This is a genomic window from Acinetobacter lwoffii (genome assembly GCF_019343495.1).
Classification (GTDB): domain Bacteria; phylum Pseudomonadota; class Gammaproteobacteria; order Pseudomonadales; family Moraxellaceae; genus Acinetobacter; species Acinetobacter lwoffii_P.
On sequence record NZ_CP072549.1, the window covers coordinates 2,039,710 to 2,063,955 of the forward strand.

Genomic DNA, 24,246 nt, shown 5'->3' on the forward strand with positions numbered 1-24,246 from the left:
AAAATAGAATTTAAAGAGTTATAAGCAACTTATATTATCTATATGTATGTTACTTTTATTAAAAATAGTAGTCTTCTTGGTTCTTAAATTTTTATATTCGACATCATATAAAAGATAACCTTGTGACATAAAAGTATAATACCCAGTAATTTCTCCATTAATGATTTCATTCATTGTTCTATAGACTTCAGGCTTAGCATTATCACCCATATCGACATTTTTTTCTTTTATAGGTCTTGATATTTTAATATTTTTCAAATAGGGATAATATTTTACAAAATTAATATCAGGATACTTACTAGAAACTAACAAAATAGATTTCTTTTCACTTATCAGACAATAATATTCATCATTTGATTGTGCGCTTGTACATACCACTAGAGCAAAAAAAATAAGTATAATTTTTTTCATAATTCTTTTAACCTCTTTTTAGCTAATGTTATTGCAGAATTCGCACTATAACCATACCTCTTTCTGCCAACTTTGTTCCCTTTCTTATCTTGTTTATAACCAAAAGGATAATCTTTGTCTTTACACATTTCTAGAAATCTTGAGTATCCTTTTTTTGACTCATTAGAGTTTTTTAATTTTCCTTTTTTGTAACCAGCAGGATCACTCCATAAACCCCATCCAAAGCATTCACCAATTTTATTAAAATAAATATAACTATTTTCAAATTTCGTATAATTATCAAGATTATCAACTATTTTCTTATCTAAATTTAAACAGGTTTTTATATTAAGAGCGATTACAGCTCTTTTATAGTATTTCTCTCTATCATCAAATCCGTTATATCCGCCATTAATTAAAGCACAAGTTGCTATTAAATCATTATTAATGGCATGAGGACTCAAATTGCCAGCTTTAGAATGATGCCAATACCATACTGCAGAACCTACAGCATGTTTTTTTTCTTTAGCAATTCTATGTTTATTATTTCCTAAAAAGTTTTCATTCACTGCTAACCCATAAAGCTCATAATTATTTTTATAGGTTAATTGCATTAAGCCACGTCCTTTATAGCCATCATAAACTTCACTTTCAGATTTACCACCTAATCCTTCTTCTAGCAAAGAATAACTTGCAGTTTCATGTAATGTGTGTGCTATAAAATGAGCCTTTTCAAGACAATTAATCATATTAAGTTTTTTAAATTGTTCATTTAAATCATTAAGAAAGCTTATAGCTGTGGCACTAGTTGTTATTTTTTTAAATTCTTCTGCTGAAATATCCCTATTACAGACACATTTACTTATTTTTAAATTTTTCTCTATTCTTGGCTTATTTAGTACAGTTCGACCTACCGTTAAGTCCACATCTAATTTCATTTTTATGGCATCTTCTTTAATTCTTTTTACCACATGAGTTTTCGGTTCCAAGGGATTACCATCAGGTTTAAATACCGTGATCTGTATTTTTTCTCCAATCATGCTTGGAAATGAAAATTTACCATCAGAGGTATTTGAAATTTTTGTTATCTTATTTCCTAGATAAAGTATCTCGATCTTTGTATTTTCAACGATATAACTATTTCCTTCTCTATCTAGAAGTTGGATATTTGATTGACTTTTAAAGTTTTCGCAGGGTTCGTCTAGTTTAATTATTTGTGGTATTTGAGAGCCATGCTCAGAGTTAACAGCACCTTTTAGAGCAAACTCATCATTTGAAGTCAAAACTAGAATTTCAATATCTCGATTAGGTGAAGATACCACCTCTACAATGCCCTGCTCATTGGTATGACGTTCAAATGAACTTTGTTTTCCTTTAGGGCGAGATTTTACCGGGAAACTCGTTAATATTTTCTCATTGCAGTCTATTATTTTAAATAAAGTCGTAACTATACCTTTTGTAGTAGGCATCACTTTTTCTTTATGATACTCCTCTATACTTTTAGGCAAGGATACTTTTACAGGATTCTTTCTAGAAGAAATGATTGAAGAATCAATCGTTTTAATAACGATATAATCTTCCACATTAGGTGGCTTAGCTAAAATTTCCACAGTTCGATTTGGTGAACCCTGAAATATAAATAAACCATCTTTATCTGTTTTATTTGTATTTTCTCTCGATGAACCTTTATAGCGTGATTTAACTTTTAAATTAATGACATATTTTCCTGAAGCATCATAAATTTTTGATGTTATGGTAACTAAATTGCTCATCATTCGACATCCTCTTCAGTATATACATCATCCTCTAAATCCCTTTCTTCTATCTCATTCAATAGTTCATCAATACTTTCATTATCTAAGTCTTGAATGAGATGAGTTTGTAAAGAATTAAATCCTAAAGCCACGAAATCTGTGGGTTGAGAGGTATAGAATCTTAAAGTACTTAATTGATTATTTTCATTTAATACAGACTTCTTAGTTTTAATTAAGTTCCCATCCAACTTATTTAGAATAAAAATTTCTTTTTCTCCTGCAGACTGGTTAGTCCACTGATAGTTAATTTTATTACTGAATAATGTTTTCATTTTTGGAAGATTTATTTTTTGTTCAATAATATTTTGACCTTTCGTAAACAGATGCTGCCCGGCCTTACACTCAAATTTCCCACCAGTTGTGACCACCACTCCACCACCATTGATCTTAATTTGAGACCCTCCAGCGGTCAGTACAATCTCTTTCGGACTGGTGATTTCGATCTTGTCTTCAGTCGAAATAAGCTTGATTACCTTGCGGGCAATCGCTTCAATCGCATCATCTTGGGCTTGTAGTTCAATTTTTCCTTGAGCAGCATAGAGACTCGCACCCTCTTGAGCAGCAAATAAACTGATCTTGTCCTGTGCATGAGCAACTAAAGATTTCTGTGTGGATAAATGAATATTATTCCCGGCACTCTGATTGATTTGCTGATCAGCGGATAAATGAATATTTTCATTTGTGCTCAGTGCAATCGTTTGGGGGGCAGTTAATAACATCACGGCCTGTTTAAATGCGATGGCCTTGGCTTGATCTTCAGCTTCAATCTGACTCAGAAACTGTTTTAAACTATCAAAAAATTGCAGCGGATCAGTCTGCTGTTGTTCAGCAATATCACTCAAGGCTTTACTATGATCGAGATTCGATTCAATCTGCTCTTTGGCACGACTCGCATCCAGGTGATTGCCTGCGGCTGAATCTTGCCGATAAGTGGAGATTAATAAGCCTTTTCCTGCACGTATGGCACCCCACTGGTCTGTCCTTAGTTCAAAACCTTCTCCTCGACCTTCGCTGCTTTCACTTTCTTTAGGATGGCTTAGATTTCCCAGATTGAGCTGACTGGCTGCATGACTACTTTGCAGCTGCGCACTAATCTGTTCAGGGGTATCATCGAAACGCAACTGGTTAAAGCCATCCCCATCGACCTCCTGAGAACGGATGCCACTGAGTTTTTTGGTCGCAGGAAGTTCTCCTTTTGCATCAAACATGGTCGGATGCCGTTCTGCTTCATGAATCCGTCCCACCACAAAGGGCCGGTCGATATCACCTTCAAAGAAGTCAATCACTACAATTTCGCCAATTCGCGGATGCAACCTGATGCCATAACCCTCACCCGCCCAAGGGGTCAAAACATCCACCCAGGCAGAATCACTATCATTGTCATTGCTACCTGCGCCGCCATCATGCTGATGATCCTCACTCCGGGTAAACAGAAAACGAACTTTCACCCGCCCCCATGCATCGACATGAATCGTTTCACCTTCAGGTCCGACCACTCGAGCCCGTTGCGGATATGCAGCAGGCCGATGAATGAAGGGGTGGTACTCAGGAACAACCTGGATTTCACGGCGCACCATCTGTAGTTCATTGGCCTGTCGTTCCTCCTGTGTCATCTGCCAGCCGCTCTTCTCAAGCAAACTGTCCAGCTGAGATAAGATATCTTTGGGTAAATTGTTCTGGTTATAAAACCGCTTAGCTAAAATCAGAAATTCACGTTGATGGGCAGGATGCTGATCAATTTCAGGATGCTGTTGCAGTTCAAACCAGTATCCAACCTGAGCATCTCGTACGCTGCTACTGGCTTTAAAATATTTGGACTGCAAAGCATGATAGTCACTGAGCTGCTGATTGAGTCGATCCAGTTGGGCTATACCAGATGCTGTCACCTGATCCTCATGATTTAAGTCGCCGGTCCAGGCCGGACTGATGTTCCACGCATCTTCAAGCTGAAGAGTGGCATTTGCATGGATATCACTTTGCTGATGATTACTGAATAAAGGCTGGCTTTGATCCTGGGCAAGTTGCTGGGCATGCCAACGCTGGGTCTGGGTACTATTCGGATTGAGCTGACGTACCGCAATCAGACTGTTCAGCGTGTCGAGCTGTTCGGTGGCATGACTGCGATGAAACCGGATGGAGCGGCGTTTTAAAGCTGAAAAATATTGGGAATGATCTACCAGTTTTAAAAGCTGATCTTGAATCTCGCTGGCTGATACAGGCACAGTTAATTGCCTTTCATCAATCAGCCAGTTAATTCCTTCGCTACGCCATAAACGGGTCAGAAAATCATAATCCGATTCATTCGACTGCATTACAAAAGGTCGGACATCATAGTCCCGGCTGAGTCCTGTCAAATCCAGGCTGAGACTGGCCGCGAATAATACACTTCTGTTTTGCCATTCACTGAACAGGATTTCACTGATCTCGCGCACCGTCTTATTCATAAAAACCCGACTGTTACGGCGCTTCTGCCAGAGTGCAGTCGGATCATTTAGCGTCAATTTATACAGGGTCAAAGCTCCATCATTCTGCCCTTGACTGGCTGCAGTAATAATGCCCGTAGTCCGGAAAAGTTCACCCCGGTCTGTGACCTGATCAATGGCCACCCGACAGCCGATAAACTGTTTCAAGGCAATATGAGCATGAGTGGAAAGACAGATCAGTTCAGCCTGCAGGCCTTGATTGATCTGATGCTGACCCTCAATACGCTGAATCAAAACCTGATGATTTAAAGGAGGATGTGAAAACTGTAAATGTAGCGCACGATGCTGTCGCTTAAGCCCGAGCTGCTCCACCAGCATATGGATAGGTTTTGGCATTTTATAGTTATAATTTTAAGCTTTATTATTGTGCGGCAGATTTTAGGAAAAGTTATCCATTTCGTCCAGTTCACGATGCATTTCACATAATTAGGCCTTTAATTTATGGCCCTTCAATTAAAAATCTTAAATTGCATGTGGTACATCTTAATTAAAAATATTGCTCAATATTCCCTATTTTTCCGATTATCCTATACGGAACTTGCTGCTACACTCATTCAGATCTCATTCTTCAAGGCCAAGGACATGCTGGAACTCCCTTCTAAATTACCCGATTTGGGCGTGACCATTTTTAGTACCATGTCGGCCTTGGCACAAAAACTCGGAGCCTTGAATCTTTCTCAAGGATTTCCAGACTTTGCAGCGCCTCCTGCCTTGATTGAAGCTTTAAACCGGGCTAGCCAGAATGGATTTAACCAGTACGCTCCGGGAGATGGTCTGCCAGTCTTGCGAGGTCTAGTGGCAGATCTCTATCAGCAGCGTGATCAACTGATGATTGATCCTTTCGAGGAAATCACGATTACGCCTGGGGCCACGATTGCGATTTTTTGTGCCATTCAGGCCACAGTGCGCGCCGGTGAAGAAGTAATTATTTTCGACCCGAGCTATGACAGTTATGGCCCTGCGGTACAACTGGTCGGGGCAAAGCCAGTGCATATTGCTTTGCAGCATCCTGATTTTTCTGTGGACTGGAATCAGGTCAAAGATACCATTAATGACCGTACCCGCATGATTGTGGTAAATACTCCACATAATCCGAGTGGTAGTGTCTGGTCCAAGGCAGACTGGCAGCAACTGATCGAGCTGATTCGCGAGCGCAATATTGTGGTGCTGTCCGATGAAGTCTACGAACATCTGGTTTTTGACGGCGTTCAGCACTATTCGGCCTGGTCATTTCCAGAACTTCGTGAGCGGAGTTTTGTGATTGGTTCTTTTGGTAAAACCTTCCATGTCACTGGCTGGAAAACCGGATTTTGTATTGCTGCACCCGCACTGATGAAAATGTTCAGACAGATTTATCAGTTTGCCAGTTTCTGTGGTGTGACGCCCGTTCAGGTTGCCTTGGCGGAATATATGCAACTGCATCCTGAGCATATACCTGAACTGTCCTCTTTCTATCAAAACAAACGGGATTTATTTAACTCATCCATTGAAACGTCACGCTTTAAATGGACACCTTCTCAAGGGACTTATTTCCAGAACTTAGATTATTCAGAGATTCGGCCTGAGCTCGATGATTTATCCATGTGCCATTTTCTGGCAGAACAACATGGGATTGTCGCGATTCCAGTCTCTGCGTTCTACCAGCATCCTCCTACAGATTTACGCTTGCTCAGGTTTTGCTTTGCAAAAAAAGAACAAACCTTGATCCAGGCAGGTCAAATTCTTTCAAAGGTTTAACTCATTTTTTAACTAAAAATCTCATAAAATAAATGCCTTAGTTACTTAAAAGCTAAGGCTTTTTTTTACATTCTGCCGAATAATAGCTGCATCAACAAATAGATGATAATTCAATCACAGGATGTCGCATGGCACAGCACTCACTGATTCATCAACAGAATTTATGGAAAGCCTTTCTGGTATTTCTGTTGCCATTAATTGCGACCAATATCCTGCAAAGTCTCTCCGGCACGATCAATACGGTTTTTGTGGGACAAATGCTCGGAGTGAATGCGATTGCTGCTGTTGCCGTTTTTTTCCCGATCCTGTTTTGTCTGATGGCCTTTGTGATTGGTTTATCTGCCGGTTCTACCGTATTGATTGGACAGGCTTGGGGTGGAAAAAATATAGAAAAAGTGCGCTGTGTGGTCGGTTCAACTTTATTTATGACCTTGATTGGCGGAAGTTTGATTGCGCTTTTCGGGGTAATTTTTGCTGAGAATATTCTTTTGGCCCTTGGCACAGATCCTGATGTAATGCATTTGTCCTTGCCCTATGTACAATGGATGCTGGCGGGTAGTCCCTTAATTTTTATCTATATTATTTATACCTCCATCTTGCGTGGCGTTGGGGATAGTACCACCCCCCTGTTTGCTTCCGCACTTACCATTGGGGTGGGTTTAGTGGTGACACCGGTCCTGATTGCCGGTTATTTTGGCTTTCCTAAAATGGGCATTATCTCGCCGGCGATTGCCACCATTCTGGGAAATCTGGCGGTCCTGTTGTTTTTAATCCTGTATTTGAACTATAGACAGCACCCGCTCAAGCTCGACTGGGCTTTATTAAAAAATATTCGTCATCAGCCACAGTTGAGCAGAATGATCTTGAAACTGGGGGTTCCGACTGGGGTACAAATGGTCACGACTTCAGTTGCCGGACTGGTGATTGTCGGGCTGGTCAATCGTTATGGCGCAGAAGCAACAGCCGCTTATGGTGCGGTCAATCAGGTCTTAAATTATATTCAATTTCCCGCTTTGTCGATTGCGATTGCCGCGTCTGTATTTGGTGCTCAAGCGATTGGCGCAGGTAAATCGGATCTACTCAATAAAGTCACACGGACTGCGCTGAGTATGAATATCCTGTTTACCGGCGGTCTGGTGATTCTGGCATACCTGTTCTCCAAATATCTGATGGCACTGTTTATTACCGATCCTAAGGTTGTAGTACTGGGACAACAACTGCTATTTATTGTGCTGTGGTCAATTCTGTTTTTTGGCGCCAGTGCCATTTTTGCTTCGATCATGCGCTCAAGTGGAACGGTGACCATGCCAATGCTGATTAATATTTTTGCCATTCTCTGTATTGAAGTTCCCGCCGCTTATCTTTTTAGTCAGTGGTGGGGCCTGGAAGGTATCTGGTATGCCTATGCATTGGCCTTTGTCAGCCTGTGTATTTTGCAGGGACTGTATTATCAGTTTGTCTGGAAGAAAAAAACGGTTGAAGCGTTGATTTAGATGCAAGGTTTTATGTACCTAGAAGTATTACAGTAGCTAACACTCTTAGTCGCAAAAAATAGACCCTATTACAGCGATAAAAAACCCGCTTTCGCGGGTCTGTTCTGCAATTTTTTAAGCAGATTTTTTCTTCTTTTTGCCAAACTGGGTCGCCAGTGCAGTGACATGCTGATAACCGGTCGGCAAGATCCGCTGAATCAGGTCAATTGCTTTGGCATCATTACCGATCAGCAGACGGCGCTTGTCTTTTTGTACCGCCTCCAGAATTTGACGAGCGGCTTCTGCAGGTGGACAACGCAATAATTTATTAAAATTACGGGCTGATTTTTCCGGATTCATACCTAAAGTCAGCAGGCTGTTATTCATTTTTGCAGCATTGGCAATATTGGTACGGATACCGCCCGGATGTACACACAGTGCACTCACCCCACAATTTTCCAGATCCAGTTCCTGACGCAGGGATTCAGTAAAACCACGTACCGCAAACTTGGTCGCATTATAAGCAGACTGGGTCGGCTGCGCCGTTAAACCAAACAGGCTGGAAATATTGATGACATGCCCATCGCCGGTTTTCTTGATCAGTGGCAGAAATTCTTTGGTTCCGTAAACTACGCCCCAGAAATTGATTCCGACAATCCATTCTAGTTCTTCATAAGACGCCCCTTCAACGGTTGAACCCAGCGCAACGCCAGCGTTGTTAAAGATCATATTGACACTGCCATGATCCTGTTCGACCTGTGCCGCCCAGTTACGCACCTGTTCCAGTTCAGCTACGTTTACTTTCTGAATGGTGACATGGACATCACTTTCTTTGAGCAATTCGAGCGTTTGCGCCAGACCCTGTTCATTGATATCACTCAGCGCCAAATGACAACCTTGCTGGGCCAGTAATACCGCCAGTTGCTGGCCAATACCTGAACCGGCACCGGTAATCGCAGCGACTTTATTTTTAAAATTTTTCATTCAATTTCCTTATGTAAAGAACTGCCATTCCATGACAGCAGGATCTTGTTCTGTTGTTTCAGGAGCTAGCACAGATCCTCAATATAGTTTTGACAATATATATTGTCAATAATTATCCCATGTCCTTAGAGGCCAAATTTCAGGGGAGCATTTCTATATAGGTCTAAGCGTGATTTATTGCTAAGATATTCAAAATCTTCATGCAGATGAGCACATAGGCCTTATGACTGATTCAACCGACTCAGCAGCAAAATCACGCCCCTCCAAGAGCAAGGAACGTCAGTTTAAAGGCCTGTCGATGGCTGAAAGGCAGCAGGCACGTCGTGAAAAGCTGATCGAAGCGGGGATTGAAGCCTATGGCCGTCACGGCTTTTTTTCAGTTACGGTCAAAGATATCTGCAATGAAGCCAAGCTGACCGAACGTTATTTTTACGAATCTTTCAAGAAAAGCGAACATTTGTTTCAGACCATTTTCTTAAAACTGATTGATGAGCTGCAACAGAATGTCATGCAGGCCATGATGCAGGCCTCCACCGATCCAAAAAAAATGATCGAGGCGGGTCTGACCGCTTTGCTCACTACCCTGCGTGACAATCCACGTATGGCCAGGATCATTTATATTGATGCCATGCTGGTGCAGGAACTGCATAATCAGGCCACTATTCATGAAACCATGTCACGTTTCGACCGCATGATTCATGCCTTTGTCATGTTGATGATGCCGCAGTTAAATCGCAGTGAGCAGGAAATTTCCCTGGTGTCGACCGGTTTAAATGGTTATGTCACCCAAATTGCCATTCGTTGGGTGATGAGCGGTTTTAAGCATTCGCTTGAGGAAGTTTTATCATCCTGTAGTGTGGTTTTTTTGGCGCTGCTCGAGTCATTTTCAGAGAAAAAATAACTGTTAAATCCTGTGCTTAATAGGCTTTCCTGCATTTACCAGTGAGTTACAAATTTATGCTGCACTACGGAAATGAGTAAAATTAATTTATGATTTTTTAACAAGTTTCTGCGCTATATTTGTCACAAATCTTTTCGAATTTCAGCAGTTTTTCCCTTTCTGCAATGATACTGTCATAATTAGTCTTTGTAATAAGCCTGTCATAAATATAAAACGGTTCACCGTTTACATGAAATAGGGTATTGCGTTGTGAAAGATGACTACATATTAATCGTCGATGACGAGCTCCCGATTCGGGAAATGATCCATACCTCTCTGGATATGGCCGGTTTTCAGTGCTTACAGGCAGAAGATGCCAAGCAGGCGCATCAGATGATTGTGGATCAGCGTCCGGCACTGATTTTGCTGGACTGGATGATGCCGGGTGGTGTCAGCGGTGTGGACCTGTGTCGTCGTCTGAAACGTGATGAAAGCCTGTCAGAAATTCCGGTGATCATGCTCACAGCGCGCGGTGAAGAAGACCACAAGGTACAAGGTCTGGATGCCGGTGCCGATGACTACATGACCAAACCATTCTCGACGCGGGAATTGGTCTCGCGGATTAAGGCGGTGCTTCGCCGCGCCAATGCCCTGAGTGGTGAAAAAACCATTGATGCCAATGGCCTGATTCTGGATCCGGTCAGCCAGCGGGTGAATTTTGGTAACAACATTCTGGAAATGGGGCCAACTGAATACCGTTTGCTGGCCTTCTTCATGACCCATCCTGAACGTGCCTATACCCGTGCGCAATTGCTGGATCAGGTTTGGGGCGGTAACGTCTATATTGAAGACCGGACCATCGATGTGCATATCCGCCGTTTGCGTAAAGTACTGGAACCTTATGGTGTAGACCGTTTTGTACAGACCGTTCGCGGAACGGGGTATCGTTTCTCGACCCGTTCAGATGTCGCTTTAGGTTAATATCTTTTAAGGTAAATCTTGTTTTATGTATGAGCCCTACCCTGTCCCCGAACTGGCACGCGAGCACAAAAGAATCCGTTACAGCAGTTTATGGGATTTTGCGAAGCAGGATTTACGCCTACTGGCTTTTTTCCTAATTATCGCCAGCTTTATCGGTTTTGGGATTGGGTATTTCTGGATTTGTATCGTAATTGCCTTCGTGGCATTCTTTGCGACCCAAATGCGTTCCTTATATCTGGTCAATGAATGGATTTCCAATCGCCCTTATGATGTTCCACCGAATATTGGCGGGATTTGGGGTGCGCTACTTTTCAATGTTTATCGCGCCCAACGTCAGGAACGGATTGTTCAGGCGGAAATGGTCGAATTGATTGATCGTGCACAATCTTCGCTGGTGGCCTTGCAAGAAGCCGTGGTACTACTTGATGAAAACCAACAGATTGAATGGTGGAATCCGGCAGCCGAACGTCTGCTCGGAATCTCCAGTGATGACCGTCGCCGTAATATCCTGACCTTGTTACGCCAACCAAGCTTTATCGAATACTATCACCATATTGATGAATCCCCGGACGGCCTGAAAATGCGTTCTTCGCTGTTTGAAGACCATTATGTGCAGGTCAAAATGACCCGTTTTGGCGGAGAAAGTCGGGTACTGGTCGCTTATGATGTGACCCGGATGCACAATCTGGAACAGATGCGAAAGGATTTTGTCGACAATATTTCACATGAACTGCGCACTCCTTTGACCGTGCTCAGTGGCTATATTGAAACCTTTACCGATCAGGAAGATATCAATCCACGCTGGAAACGCGCTTTTGATCAGATGCAGTCGCAAACCCGACGCATGAATGCACTGGTCAACGATCTGTTGCTGCTGTCACGTCTGGAAAATGATAAAAATATTGCCAAAAACCAGATCATTGAAATGCCGAGTCTGATGAACCAGCTATTTGATGATGCCCAGGCCTATAATATTGATTATGGTCATACCCTAAATCTGGACATTGACAGTCATTGCGATTTGATCGGTTCAGATATGGAACTGGCCAGCGCCTTTAGCAACCTGATCACCAATGCCATCAAGTACACGCCTAAAGGCGGTACCATCACCATCGGCTGGCATGATGATGGTGAATCGGCCTATTTTGTCGTGCAAGATAACGGCATCGGCATTGATCCCAAACATCTGCCACGTCTGACCGAGCGTTTTTACCGCATCGATTCAGACCGCAGCCGCCGTACTGGGGGTACCGGTTTGGGACTTGCCATCGTCAAACATGTGCTGATGCAACATCAGGCACATCTGGAAATTGAGTCCAAGGAAAACCAAGGCTCTACCTTTAAGGTGATTTTCCCCAAAGAGCGTCTCAGCTTTCCAGAGTAATACAACCATCAGAAAAGGTGCCATCGGCACCTTTTCTTTTAAGCGTTTAAGAGCTGATCTGTTTTTCTTTGGACAGTGCACGCGCATAGGCAGCACGTTGCGAGACCCGTTTCAGATAGGCCTGAATCGCTGGATAACTTTGGCCTGTCCGGCTTTGCATCGCCTCCAAAGGAAAACTCATCTGAATGTCGGCAAAACTGAAGTGTCCGGCAAAATAATCATGCTCGCTCAAATAGCTTTCCAGAAACTGGATATGATCTTTTAAACGGCTCTGTACAAACTGCTTCTTCACTCCATCACAGATTTTCTTGGCGACTGGTCGAATCAGCAACGGGGTATGTTTTGGTACAGTGGTCATCACTAGTTGCATCACCAGCAGCGGCATTAACGAGCCTTCCGCATAGTGCATCCAGTAACGGTACTGGGCCTTGTCAGCAATATCTTCTGGGCGAAACTGCTGCATTTCATCATAAGTTTCCTGCAAATATTCCAGGATCGCCGCAGATTCTGCCAGTACCTGCGATTGATCGACCAGAATCGGAGCTTTGCCCAGCGGATGAATCTGTTTTAAGGCCGGTGGCGCAGAAAGGTTGGGCTGACGTTTATAGTATTTAACCTCGTAATCCAGTCCTAATTCTTCCATAGCCCACAGAATACGAAATGATCGTGATTGTTCAAGATGATGTAAAACACGCATATTAGACTCATGATTTTATTGTTCTTACTTTTTGAGCATAACAAAAAGCAGCAGACTCTAGCTCATTTTTTGATGACTGTAATGATATGTATTCTATGTTGCAGATTAACTATTTAAGTTCAATTCAGACAGCGCTCTACATTCTCATCATTTTTAGCATTTATCGGGAAGCCCGCATCTGGTCTGGAAATGCAGGCGCTTCTAAACGTGGCCCATCATAGGCAGGAATGGAACCAAAACGTTCATGGCCTTCAATCCATTGTTCCCGCGCAATTTTAAGTTCCTCTGTCGTACGCCCGACCAGATTCCACCACAGTAAAATCGGGCTTTCAAATGGTTCCCCACCAATCAATAACACCCGGCTCCCGGCATGAATTTCAGCGTTGACCTGCTGTAAGCCGGGCTCCAGGATCAGCATATTATCTTCATTTAGTTCATGCCCATTGATGCTAGCCGTCCCTTCAAGCACCATAAAACCATATTCAAATTTCGGATTCAACGGCAAATGCATACTGCTACTTTCAGCCGCATACAGATCTACTCCGAGCAGTTCGCTATGTACTTTAACCGGTGATTTTGTTTTTAAATATTCTCCTACCAGCACGGTAAACTCGATGCCTTGCTCATGGACCACCGGCAATTCAGGATAATGGTCAAAACCCGGTGCCATATTGATCTTGTCGTCCGGCAAGGCAATCCATAACTGCGCTGCATGCATATGCGTTTCACTCTCGGGAGAGACTTCGGTATGTGAAATGCCATAGCCCGAGGTCATCAGATTGACCTGTTTGGGACGAATCAATTGCTGATTTCCCAGACTGTCATTGTGCATCATGCTGCCCTCGATCATCCAGGTAAAGGTCTGCAGACCAATGTGTGGATGGGGGCCGATATCCAGACCATCTCCTTGCGGAAAACTGGCCGGACCCGCATGATCCAGAAAACACCAGGCACCAATCATGCGTTTATGTCGGCTCGGTAAGGCACGTTTAATCACGGTACCCTGCCCGATTTCCGCGCGACGTAAAGGAAACTCCTGAATAAACTGATTCACGTACTTTTCACAATCATCGGAATTCGACAGTTCAATATCACTATTATTCGACATGGCTGAGCTTACCTCGGCATTTTCATTCTACTTTTGAGTGGGTGAGACATGTATTTGACCGATTCAAGATGCCTCTCTGTTCAGGACAATGTACAGGGTCTATGGGCAAAATCTATCCCTGGAAATATTTAGATACGTATAAAACGCCTCACTAGTCCCATCAATTTAAATTCTGAAAAGCTGATGAGATTTATATTCAAAGCCCCAAACTTGAGTTTTAACAAGTCAATCATGATTTAGGTACATGACGTTAGGAGTTTAAATAAACTGAAGATCAGGAATGTCATTTATGTTTCACGTGAAACGAATCCACAACAACTAAAGACCCCAATGAATAAGATGATTATTCATGTATTTCAATCACTTTCAATTTTATAAAACACAAATTTTGTTACGTTTTAGCTTTAAAAACTCCCCGGATACCCAATTTTTGGGAGGTTATTTTTTACTCAAACACGGCATAATAGGCACCTATAAAAATAATACTGGACCAGGACATGTCTGCTCAGAATGAGAATATATATTCAACGGCGAATGTATCTTTTCAAAATTCGACGACCGATAAATCACTGAAATTATCTGAATGTGATCTGCAAAACCGTCAGCTGATTGAACAGGCGCTGACAGATCCTCATGCCCGTATCCCTGCCCTGTTTCAGCAGTATTTTCATGATTATGTCTATACGCATAGTCATCATAACTTGCGTCAAATTAACTATCTGGCGCAAATTGCCTTTTTACTGTATTTCTTTGCCGATATCCTGATTATTCCAGACATGTTTTTTATTTCTGGTCTGATGCGCGTCGTTCTGGTTCTGGGGGCGATGTTTTGCTGTTATTACCTGTTTAAAAAATATAAAAATATTCAGATTTTGGACAGAATCTTGCCGATAGGCACCACTGTAGCTGCAGCGGCCTGGATTAGCTTACTCGCGCTTTCAACCAGTCCCCATGTTGCCACCTATATTTATGCCTCTGCGATCTTTATTCTTATCGCCAATCTCTGTGTGCAGACCCAGTTTAAAGTCGCAGTCTATTGCTCCATCTTGATTGCGCTGTTTATCATGCTTGGGGTGACCCAGTTCATGAGTGCCTCTCAAGCCTTTATTTTTAGTGTGGTCTTTAGTCCACTGTGGTTTTTTAGCATTTATATTAACTGGAATAATATTCTGAATGTGCGGCGTTCTTTTCTGCGCTCCCTGCTTGATGAATGGAACTATCAAACCTTAAAGAATCTGGCACATACCGATGATTTGACCCAGCTCTACAACCGTCGCCATTTTGTCGATATGGCTGAACGCTCTATTCATCAATGGCCCAAACATGCCAGTAGCTGCCTGTTGATGTTTGATGTGGATCATTTTAAAAATATTAATGATAGCTATGGGCATGATGTCGGTGATCGGGTGCTACAACTGATTGCTGAAGTGACCCGTAAAGAAATGCGGCATAGCGATGTACTGGCACGTTTTGGCGGGGAAGAGTTTATCGCTCTCCTGGAAGATACTCAGCTACAAGACAGCCTGGTGATTGCAGAACGAATTCGTTGTGCAATTCAAAAGCAGTATATTTATGTTGAATCCAATCATGCCATCCGGTTCACCATTTCGATCGGTGTTGCAGAACTAGAATCCCATACCCAGACTCTGGAAGATCTGATCAAACAAGCCGATATTGCCTTATATCAAGCCAAGAAGTCTGGCCGAAACCGGATTGAAGTCTATCATCCGGATATGCTGAATAAGCCCAAGCCAGCAACAGAAAATCCCTGGAATGTATTTAAGCCAGACACTCAACCAGCCCAGTCAACGGCGAATTAAAGCTGAATCATTAGTCTGTTCTATAAGCTAGGATCATTCTTAGAATGCGTTAATCGGGGATTTCATTTTATAAAATAAATTTGATTCTTCCACTTTTAAAATATCCAACAAAAGAATAGAATATTTTTTATACAACTATATATAAATTTCATCTTATTCATTTTTATATATTTTAATTTGGGAAGGCTGCATGCCGCATGATAACGAAAAAGAATCACGTACCCTGATTCAGGAGGCTCTTCAAGATCCGCTTGTTCGTATTCCTGCACCTCTAAAACCGGCCTACTATGCTCATCAGAAAAAACTCACTTTAAAATACTTATTACAGGTCAATTTATTCGCACAGCTGGCATATGCCTCTTATACCCTCGCCGATATTCTGGTGCTGAATGATATTCTCAAGTTACTCATTTTGACCAAAATCAGCTATACCATCCTGATCGTACTGATCACGATCTGGATGTATCACTCTTACCGCAATCTGCCTGTCTTTGATCTGCTCTTGCCTACCTCGATTATTGGTGCAAGTGCCATCTGGTTTTTTAATCTGAATCAGTCTGAAAGTGCTTATACCCTCATTTATCAATATGCCTCCTTAGTCTTTATTGTACTGGCCAATTTATGTGTGCAGATCCGGTTCTGGCCGTCTTTGATTACTTCAAGTCTGATTACCCTGATGATTTACATCGGTGTATATTTCAATACTCGGTCTGACCTGTACCAGATGTTTTTATTTTCCCTGATTTATCTGCCGGTATTGACCTTCAGTCTTTATATTAGTTGGAGCTCAACCTTAAAATCACGCATGGTATTCTTGCAGCATACCCTGAATGAATATAACCGGCAGGCCTTTGAAAATATGGCCCATACCGATTCCCTCACCGGCCTGAATAACCGTCGCTGTTTTGAATATCTCGCGCAACAACTGGTACAACAGAATTTTGATCAACCGGTACCTATGAGTTTACTGGTCTTTGATGTCGATCATTTTAAGCAGATTAATGATCGTTATGGTCATGATATCGGAGATCAGGTCTTACAGACGATTGCCCTGAGCACACGCAGTGAAATGCGACAGCATGATATTTTGGCACGCTATGGCGGTGAAGAATTTATTGCATTTTTACCCGAAACCTCTCTGGATGAAGCGCTAAAAGTTGCCGAGCGTTTAAGGCATAACATTGAAAATATTGTGATCGATCTAGACAGCCAGCATCGTTTCAGTTTTAGCATTTCGATTGGTGCTGCCATTCTGGAAAGCTGTGAAACAGATTTAATGACCCTGATTAAACAGGCCGATATTGCCTTATATCAGGCTAAAGCCAATGGACGGAATCGGGTTGAAGCTTATGATCCAGATCTGGAGCAAAGTTTAGCTGGGGAGCTGCAAAACTGGCAGGTTAAACCGGCTTAAATTACCCGTTAAAAATTATCTTCATCAAAACGATCTTGGTCGATTTTATAGATATGAAAACTACGTTCTATTTGTACACCTAAACCAAATTCAATCATTAAAGACGTCAGCTTATCGCCATCAATTAAAACAATACCGGATTTTCTTGCCGACTCAATGGCCTCTTTACTGAAACTTGACGTAGTAATGAATACCCCCTTCTTAGCAACTTGATCGGCCAAAGCACCTTTAAACTGTTGAATGTCGGGACGACCAACAGTATCTTTCCAACGTTTCGCTTGGATGTAAATTTTATCTAGCCCTAATCGATCTTCACTAATTACACCATCAATTCCACCATCGTTGGTTTTACCAATCGCTTGAGCTGCATCTTGATGTGAACCGCCGTAGCCCATTGCCACCAGAAGATCGACAACCAGTCTTTCAAAAAATGAAGGAGATTTATCTTTTACCATCTGAAGCAAATCACTTTTCAAATCAGATTTTAATAATTCCGTTGTGTTCTGGATTGTTTCTTCTGGAGTCTGAGTTTCTTGGTAACTATTTAGGCTTTCAATAACTTGTAGATTCCCGATCCCAAACTCATCTTTATTTTTCTTTCCTAATTTAAAATCTGAAAATCCGTTGAACTGTGCTAAATATTCATTTGTTATAGCATCTAAACTTTTTAAATCAACCTGTCTACCCAAGCTACTAATCTCACAATATGCTCTCTTCGGTTGTTGAACTAAGCCCGCCTTAACTAAGTAGGTCTTTGCCCATGCCACTCTATCTTTAAATATATTTTTCCCGCTCGGAAGAATTTTATTTAAATCCTCTTCGTGTAAATTGGAACGTTCAGCTAGGATATTCGCAGCATCCGAAATTTTTATTGGCTCATTTAATTCTGATAATAATTTCATTAAAGGCAGCATTAATTGATCATAAGTAGGTAAAGGCATTTTTTAGCTTTTAAAGGTTTATTTTTATTCAGTATAAATCAAAAAAAGAGCGCCGAAGCGCTCTTTTTTATTAGGTTATATCTGATAAACCAGATACTGCCACGCGCATAGCGCTTGGCGTAATTTAGGCGGACAGCAGTGCTGTCCGAAACCCCTAAATTACTCCCATTCAATTGTTGCTGGTGGTTTAGACGATACGTCATACACAACACGAGAAACTTCAGCAATTTCATTCATGATACGGGTCGAGATCTTATCGACTAAATCATAAGGAAGATGCGCGAAACGAGCCGTCATAAAGTCCACGGTTTCTACCGCACGCAGTGCAATCACCCATGCATAACGACGGCCATCACCGACTACACCCACCGATTTTACTGGCTGGAATACTGCAAATGCTTGAGCAGTCTTGTCATACCAGCCGCTGGCACGCAGTTCCTGCATGAAAATGTCATCCGCAAGACGTAAAATGTCTGCATATTCTTTTTTCACTTCACCCAAGATACGCACACCTAGACCTGGGCCCGGGAATGGATGACGGTAGATCATGCTGTGTGGCAAGCCTAAAGTCGTACCCAATTTACGTACTTCATCTTTAAATAAGTCCCGTAATGGTTCAACCAGTTCAAACGCTAGATCTGCTGGTAAACCACCCACATTATGGTGTGATTTAATCACATGCGCCTTACCCTGCTTGCTTGCAGCAGATTCAATTACGTCTGGATAAATCGTACCTTGTGCAAGGAATTTTACGCCATCTAATTTACGTGCTTCTTCAGCGAAGACAGCAATAAATTCACGGCCAATAATTTTACGTTTTGCTTCAGGATCAACTTCACCTGCAAGCGCAGTCAAGAAACGCTCTTCAGCATCAGCACGAATCACGCGGATACCCATGTTATCAGCAAACATTTGCATCACTTGATCGCCTTCGTTCAAACGAAGCAAACCGTTGTCTACAAATACACAGGTCAGCTGATCACCGATCGCTTTATGCAACAGCGCTGCCACTACAGATGAATCCACACCACCAGAAAGTCCTAGTAATACTTTTTCATCACCAATCTGTTGGCGAAGCTGTTCTACACGTAGATCAATAATGTGTTCTGGCGTCCACAGACCGCGACAGCCACAAATTTGATGCACGAAGTTCGACAGTAATTCTGCACCTTTAGACGTATGTGTCACTTCAGGATGGAACTGAATACCATAGAAACGGCGAGTTTCATCAGATACCATCGCAATTGGGCAGCTAGGCGTCTGTGCAGTGATCTGGAAGCCTTCTGGAATACGGGCAACCTTGTCACCATGACTCATCCAGACATGCAGCTGGTTTTCACGGTCCTGTAAATTACCGATCAGCTTGTCACGTACAACAATATCTACTTCTGCATAGCCAAACTCATGCACAGTACCTGGCTCAACTTTACCGCCAAGTTGTTCGCACATGGTTTGCAGACCATAACAAATACCCAATACCGGCACACCCAGCTCGAATACCACTTGTGGCGCACGCGGGCTGCCTTCAAGGTGAACGCTCTCAGGTCCACCAGACAAGATGATACCGTTTGGATTAAATGCACGAATGTCTTCTTCAGACATATCATAGGCATACATTTCAGAATATACACCAGCTTCACGGACACGACGTGCGATGAGCTGACTATATTGAGAACCGAAATCCAGAATCAGGATACGATCTTCAGTAATTTGAGTATTGGTAGTCATGACGAACAACTATGAAAGGCAAACGAAAGATAAGCGCCGTATTCTAACATTTTTCAGCGCATTAAGCACACAATTCGCATGAGGTATGCATTTAGTTGATTGCATTATATTTCTAGCAGAATAAAGCATCCCTTTGGATGCCTTGATTGGTCTGTCATTTTTATATTTTTAAGCTCAAGATTTAATCCAATTAAGCCTGTTTTTATAAAAATCCGAAGATAATATGTAAGAGAAATTTTTGCTTAATTGAAGATGGATGAAGCCTTAATTATTTTACTTTCTGGTACTGACTTTCATGCCCCGGGCTGTTAGGATTTGACCACACTTTTGCTTGTACTGGGCTCATGGAACTGATTGATTTTATCTTGCATGTTGATGATCACTTGCTTGAATTTATCACTAATTACGGGATCTGGATTTATGCCATTCTTTTCCTGATTATCTTTGTAGAAACAGGTCTGGTGGTCATGCCGTTCCTGCCTGGCGACAGCTTGCTATTTGCAGCAGGTGCACTGGCAGCCTCTACTGGTGCAATGGATCCATGGGTGCTGATTCCACTCTTGTTTGTTGCGGCAGTTCTGGGTGACACCCTGAATTATCATATTGGTAAATATATTGGTCCTCGGGTTTTCGAGATCGAATCGCGCTTCATCAATAAAAAACACTTATTGGCGACCCAGCAATTCTTTGCCAGACATGGTGGTAAGACCATTATTTTTGCGCGTTTTGTTCCTTTTGCCCGTACCTTTGCACCCTTCGTTGCCGGTGCTGGCAGCATGAATTACAAATATTTCCTGACCTATAATGTAGTAGGTGCATTTGCCTGGATTAGCTCATTTGTCATTTTGGGCTATATGTTTGGCAATATGCCGATCGTCAAAGACAACTTCACCTATCTAATTTTTGGCATCATTATTTTAAGTGTATTGCCAGGTGTGATTGGCTTTATTCAACAAAAGCTCAAAAAAAGTAAAACAGCTTAAGAACTTTTTACATTAAGATTTTTTACAGCCTGTGCGTTTAATCCCAGAGCTTGATCAAGAGTGGGATGAGACAAAGCAGGACAAATAGAGCCGCGCCTTTATAAATGAGGCCGGCTTTTATTTTTTCAGATGGACTGGTCAATATGGCCTGACCAAAGACCATCCAGAATATCCCGACCGGAACGGTACTCAAGCTAAAGGCAGCAAAAACCAGAACGAAGTTGGTCGGGCTTTGCCAGGTTTCTATCGGTAAAATTCCAGAGGCCAACAATGCTGCTTTAGGATTTTTTAAGGTAGTTGTAAACATTTGCCAGGGGCGAATCTGCGGATGGTTCTTGCTGTAGCGTTCTAACTGCTGGGCCTTATATAAATGCAAGGTCATCCAGCCCACACAGATGGTACTCAGTACATAGACCAAGCCTTTAAAATTTGGCCAGATCGGTGACGCCAGATGAATCAACAAGGCCCAGACATTAATGGCATAAAAATAGCCGAGTAAAATGGCAGGAAGATAGAGACTGGTTTTAGCCTGCCCCTGCTGATGAGCAGAGCTGGCCACCAAGGCATTGGCGGGCCCTGGAACCATCAACACAGCAATGAGTCCTAAAACAAATAACCAATTTTCAATCATCGCAATGAACTTTTCCGGGCCAAGGTTGTAGCTTAATCAATATGGGAGTGGGATAACAAGCTTATAAATTTCAGATTTATATACACTCTGGTCAATTTCCCGTGAGTTTTATCTTAATTTAAACTGCCCTATTCTTGGTGAAAGCAATAAAAAATGCCGACCCGAAGTCAGCATTTATCCGTTTAATGTTGAATGATTTATTTAGGCGTCGCCTGCCGAACGATGATCGAACAGTTCTTATAACGCGCGGCCTGTACAATCGCTTCCTGCTCGCCTAAAAGCCGTGCCAGTTCGGTTCTTTTGGTATCGGATGACTGTCCCATATTGACTGAAACACTCGGGCCAATACCCCATCCACCGCGACTACCCCAACCACCGCCAAGACCAACACCCACACCGACGCCAGTACGTTTCGGTGGTTCAACGCCATTGTCGATATACTGCTGAATACGATTATATTCACCCTGTAATTGCGAACAACCCAAAGTCTGATAGAGGGTGGGCGACACATAAGTCGGTTTTACCGGCGTTGCACAGGCACTCAGTAATGCCAGTGCAGCAATACTCAGGCTTACTTTCACAAGTTTCATAGCTAACTCGATCTTAATTCTGCTCTATCTCATTGAACAACGATTGATAGGCCTGAGTCAATTTATGATCAGTAGCCAAATGAATCAAAGGCTGATTTTTCTGATGAGATTCTTTCATCAAGATCGAGGGTGGCAACATACTGTCGAGGACCGGTAAGCCTTCATCTTTGAGCTGTTGTACCACTTCACGCGGTAATTTGGCCTGTGCCTGAAACTGGTTCACGACAATCCCTTCGATTTCCAGCCCTTCATTATGGTCATCCTGGGTTTCAATGACATTTTCAATCAGGGTCTGTAGGGCACGTTTAGAAAATACATCACAGTCAAATGGAATCAGCACGCGGTTCGCCGCAATGAGAGCAGAGAGGGTAAAGAAATTGAATGCAGGCGGTGTATCAATAAATACCCGGTCATAATGCCCCGACAGTTGTTGCAAGGCATCTCGTAGCTTATAAATCTTGTGCTTGGACTCCAGTGCATGGGCCAATGCACCCAGTGTTGGGCTAGCCGGAATAACATCCAGATGTTTAAAAGAAGATTGATGCACATAGCTTTCCAGACCTTTGCTACGACTTTTTAAAATCGAGCCAATCGCATTACCAAGCAAGCCCTTGCTTTGCTGATTACCGAGTACATCTTCAAAATAGTTTTCGATATTCGGTTCGAGTGCCGGCTTGTCACTAGAATACGTCGCATCATCACCCAGCACATACTGGCTAGAGTTGGCCTGCGGATCCAGGTCAATCAATAAGGTTTTTAAACCCTGATATGCACTGATCGCTGCCAGATTGACAGTAATACTCGACTTGCCTACCCCACCCTTTTGATTAAATACCACACGTGTACGCATGTCCCCCTCCTCACATTTTTAATTACTTTTACAACATTTGTATTTTCTAATTATTTGCATGGACTGGCTGTGCTGATCATCACAGCCAGCCTGCTTTTAGCCAAAATTCGGCTTGATCATCACCAAAGCCAGAATAGACACCAATGAAACTACAGCAATAACTAAGCCAGCCCGACGCTGCGACAACAAGATCGAATCATCTTTTTTATAGGCTTTGCCTAGCGAGGACACCAGCACCAAAAATAAAATGACTTTGGCATAGAACCAAGGCTGTACATCAAAGTCTTTCAGGACGAGCGATACTATACCGGTCAGTGCAATCACCGTGATAGCTAAATGCTGTAAAGCGACTAGCGCTGTACGTGCTACCGGATTAGGCATATTTCCCTGTGTGCCGACAAACAAGGTCAAGGCACGGGCAAGAATGGCGACAATCGCCAGTCCTGCTACCGACATATGGATAATCTTGACTAAAAGTTGGGTTTCCATCATTTCCTCTTAGTTTTTAGGTGCGTGTGCACAAGCAGGACTGGTCGTATCCTGACCTGCCCATTCTTCAGGCAAAAATGCATGAATGGCCAGCGCATGAATCTTGTCTTTTGACAGCAGATCACCCGCAGCAGCATAAACTTTCTGATGACGCTGGACGGGGCGCAAACCGGCAAATGCCTGACTCACAATCACGGTTTTAAAATGCGATTCTTTTCCCGGGAAATAACCACCATGACCCGAAGACTCATTCACCACTTCCAAATGGGTTGGGGATAATTGCGCCAAACGATCTTTCAGTTGTTGTTCTAAGCTCATGGCCTGACTCCAATCTTCAAAAATATGGTCTCAGTATACCTTGTTCTGCCGAGTATTTCGGTAATCTGTTCAGATGCAATCCGTTGATTGTGGCGAAAATTTATTGATTTTTATATGAATATTGGTTATTTACTGTCTGGTCTACAGCATTTTGCTTTTATTTTATGCAATTGATGCAAGATTTTTAACAAAGGTGTTGACCACATTTTTGCATGCTGTATTATACACGGCATGCGGGAATAGCTCAGTTGGTAGAGCATAACCTTGCCAAGGTTGGGGTCGGGAGTTCGAGTCTCCTTTCCCGCTCAAAATTTTTTCATTTAGTTTTTTCATTTAAAAAACTTTATAGACTCCGCGGGAATAGCTCAGTTGGTAGAGCATAACCTTGCCAAGGTTGGGGTCGGGAGTTCGAGTCTCCTTTCCCGCTCCAGATTCTAAAAAAGCCCTGATCGAAAGATCGGGGCTTTTTTATTGTGTTAAATCTCTTATTATCATTATTTTTTTAGTAAAGATTAAACAAAAGTACTCAAGGATCTTTCCTAGAAAAGACCC

The 24,246-nt window shown here is 42.5% G+C and carries 21 protein-coding genes and 2 tRNA genes; 10 read left to right on the forward strand and 13 right to left on the reverse strand.

The window, feature by feature from the left end; genetic code table 11:
* Positions 1 to 18: 18 nt before the first annotated feature.
* Genes J7649_RS09695 through J7649_RS09705 form a run of 3 tightly spaced genes read right to left on the reverse strand, consistent with a single transcriptional unit; the run spans position 19 to position 5,023 of the window.
* A complete protein-coding gene (locus J7649_RS09695) occupies positions 19 to 411 on the reverse strand; it encodes a hypothetical protein (protein WP_180181000.1) in 393 nt (130 codons plus the stop codon).
* Entirely contained in the window at positions 408 to 2,165 is a 1,758-nt protein-coding gene (locus J7649_RS09700) for a glycoside hydrolase family 19 protein (RefSeq protein WP_219307675.1), read from the reverse strand. Before J7649_RS09700 ends, J7649_RS09695 begins: the two co-directional genes overlap by 4 nt.
* Complete coding sequence (locus J7649_RS09705; protein ID WP_219307677.1) at positions 2,162 to 5,023, reverse strand: type VI secretion system Vgr family protein; 2,862 nt, start codon at positions 5,021 to 5,023, stop codon at positions 2,162 to 2,164. The genes J7649_RS09700 and J7649_RS09705 overlap by 4 nt, the downstream gene beginning before the upstream one ends.
* 246 nt (positions 5,024 to 5,269) lie before the next feature.
* On the opposite strand from J7649_RS09705, the gene J7649_RS09710 reads away from it, so the two are divergent.
* Entirely contained in the window at positions 5,270 to 6,424 is a 1,155-nt protein-coding gene (locus J7649_RS09710; protein WP_034435675.1) for a methionine aminotransferase, read from the forward strand.
* A 128-nt stretch (positions 6,425 to 6,552) separates the two neighbouring features.
* Entirely contained in the window at positions 6,553 to 7,917 is a 1,365-nt protein-coding gene (locus tag J7649_RS09715; protein ID WP_174894090.1) for an MATE family efflux transporter, read from the forward strand.
* Positions 7,918 to 8,031: 114 nt separating this feature from the next.
* Here J7649_RS09715 and J7649_RS09720 read toward each other — a convergent pair whose 3' ends face one another.
* The gene (locus J7649_RS09720) at positions 8,032 to 8,880 is read right to left on the reverse strand and encodes an SDR family NAD(P)-dependent oxidoreductase (protein ID WP_219307687.1); all 849 of its coding nucleotides are present in this window, start codon (positions 8,878 to 8,880) and stop codon (positions 8,032 to 8,034) included.
* A 223-nt stretch (positions 8,881 to 9,103) separates the two neighbouring features.
* Here J7649_RS09720 and J7649_RS09725 point away from each other — a divergent pair, with 223 nt between their 5' ends.
* The 3 genes from J7649_RS09725 (at position 9,104) to phoR (ending at position 12,125) form a co-directional block, all read left to right on the forward strand.
* Positions 9,104 to 9,781 (forward strand): TetR/AcrR family transcriptional regulator, encoded by a 678-nt coding sequence (locus J7649_RS09725; protein WP_219307689.1) that lies wholly within the window; start codon positions 9,104 to 9,106, stop codon positions 9,779 to 9,781.
* A 249-nt stretch (positions 9,782 to 10,030) separates the two neighbouring features.
* A complete protein-coding gene (phoB, locus tag J7649_RS09730; RefSeq protein WP_004280972.1) occupies positions 10,031 to 10,741 on the forward strand; it encodes a phosphate regulon transcriptional regulator PhoB in 711 nt (236 codons plus the stop codon).
* A gap of 25 nt (positions 10,742 to 10,766) precedes the next feature.
* On the forward strand, positions 10,767 to 12,125 hold the full coding sequence (gene phoR, locus J7649_RS09735; protein WP_148334838.1) for a phosphate regulon sensor histidine kinase PhoR: 1,359 nt from the start codon (positions 10,767 to 10,769) through the stop codon (positions 12,123 to 12,125).
* 46 nt (positions 12,126 to 12,171) lie between these two features.
* Here the strand turns inward: phoR and J7649_RS09740 are convergent, their stop codons facing one another.
* Positions 12,172 to 12,822, reverse strand: a complete 651-nt coding sequence (locus J7649_RS09740) for a glutathione S-transferase family protein (RefSeq protein ID WP_138743019.1) — start codon at positions 12,820 to 12,822, stop codon at positions 12,172 to 12,174.
* A 160-nt stretch (positions 12,823 to 12,982) separates the two neighbouring features.
* Complete coding sequence (locus J7649_RS09745; protein WP_219307691.1) at positions 12,983 to 13,930, reverse strand: pirin family protein; 948 nt, start codon at positions 13,928 to 13,930, stop codon at positions 12,983 to 12,985.
* Positions 13,931 to 14,427: 497 nt separating this feature from the next.
* Between J7649_RS09745 and J7649_RS09750 the strand changes: the two genes are divergently transcribed.
* Together J7649_RS09750 and J7649_RS09755 are read left to right on the forward strand one after the other, a co-directional pair.
* The gene (locus J7649_RS09750) at positions 14,428 to 15,750 is read left to right on the forward strand and encodes a GGDEF domain-containing protein (RefSeq protein ID WP_005264631.1); all 1,323 of its coding nucleotides are present in this window, start codon (positions 14,428 to 14,430) and stop codon (positions 15,748 to 15,750) included.
* Between the two features lie 190 nt (positions 15,751 to 15,940).
* Complete coding sequence (locus tag J7649_RS09755; RefSeq protein WP_005108388.1) at positions 15,941 to 17,164, forward strand: GGDEF domain-containing protein; 1,224 nt, start codon at positions 15,941 to 15,943, stop codon at positions 17,162 to 17,164.
* A gap of 8 nt (positions 17,165 to 17,172) precedes the next feature.
* Here J7649_RS09755 and J7649_RS09760 read toward each other — a convergent pair whose 3' ends face one another.
* Both J7649_RS09760 and guaA read right to left on the reverse strand, forming a co-directional pair.
* Positions 17,173 to 18,105, reverse strand: coding sequence for a restriction endonuclease (locus J7649_RS09760; protein WP_004280964.1), 933 nt, complete (start codon positions 18,103 to 18,105; stop codon positions 17,173 to 17,175).
* Between the two features lie 159 nt (positions 18,106 to 18,264).
* Positions 18,265 to 19,833: a glutamine-hydrolyzing GMP synthase gene (gene guaA, locus J7649_RS09765; RefSeq protein ID WP_005245345.1), complete on the reverse strand. Its 1,569-nt coding sequence runs from the start codon at positions 19,831 to 19,833 to the stop codon at positions 18,265 to 18,267.
* A 344-nt stretch (positions 19,834 to 20,177) separates the two neighbouring features.
* Between guaA and J7649_RS09770 the strand changes: the two genes are divergently transcribed.
* Positions 20,178 to 20,816, forward strand: a complete 639-nt coding sequence (locus J7649_RS09770; RefSeq protein ID WP_004644839.1) for a DedA family protein — start codon at positions 20,178 to 20,180, stop codon at positions 20,814 to 20,816.
* A 37-nt stretch (positions 20,817 to 20,853) separates the two neighbouring features.
* On the opposite strand, the gene J7649_RS09775 is transcribed toward J7649_RS09770, so the two are convergent.
* From J7649_RS09775 to J7649_RS09795, 5 genes are all read right to left on the reverse strand, one after another.
* Positions 20,854 to 21,447: a threonine transporter RhtB gene (locus J7649_RS09775; RefSeq protein ID WP_219307694.1), complete on the reverse strand. Its 594-nt coding sequence runs from the start codon at positions 21,445 to 21,447 to the stop codon at positions 20,854 to 20,856.
* A 197-nt stretch (positions 21,448 to 21,644) separates the two neighbouring features.
* The gene (locus J7649_RS09780) at positions 21,645 to 22,037 is read right to left on the reverse strand and encodes a hypothetical protein (RefSeq protein ID WP_005249588.1); all 393 of its coding nucleotides are present in this window, start codon (positions 22,035 to 22,037) and stop codon (positions 21,645 to 21,647) included.
* 13 nt (positions 22,038 to 22,050) lie between these two features.
* A complete protein-coding gene (locus J7649_RS09785; protein ID WP_219307696.1) occupies positions 22,051 to 22,887 on the reverse strand; it encodes a ParA family protein in 837 nt (278 codons plus the stop codon).
* 96 nt (positions 22,888 to 22,983) lie between these two features.
* Positions 22,984 to 23,376: a SirB2 family protein gene (locus J7649_RS09790; RefSeq protein WP_005245348.1), complete on the reverse strand. Its 393-nt coding sequence runs from the start codon at positions 23,374 to 23,376 to the stop codon at positions 22,984 to 22,986.
* 9 nt (positions 23,377 to 23,385) lie between these two features.
* Positions 23,386 to 23,694, reverse strand: a complete 309-nt coding sequence (locus J7649_RS09795) for a BolA family protein (protein ID WP_004280957.1) — start codon at positions 23,692 to 23,694, stop codon at positions 23,386 to 23,388.
* A 233-nt stretch (positions 23,695 to 23,927) separates the two neighbouring features.
* On the opposite strand from J7649_RS09795, the gene J7649_RS09800 reads away from it, so the two are divergent.
* Positions 23,928 to 24,000 (forward strand) — tRNA-Gly (locus tag J7649_RS09800).
* A 48-nt stretch (positions 24,001 to 24,048) separates the two neighbouring features.
* Positions 24,049 to 24,124, forward strand: a tRNA-Gly gene (locus J7649_RS09805).
* Positions 24,125 to 24,246 lie beyond the last annotated feature (122 nt).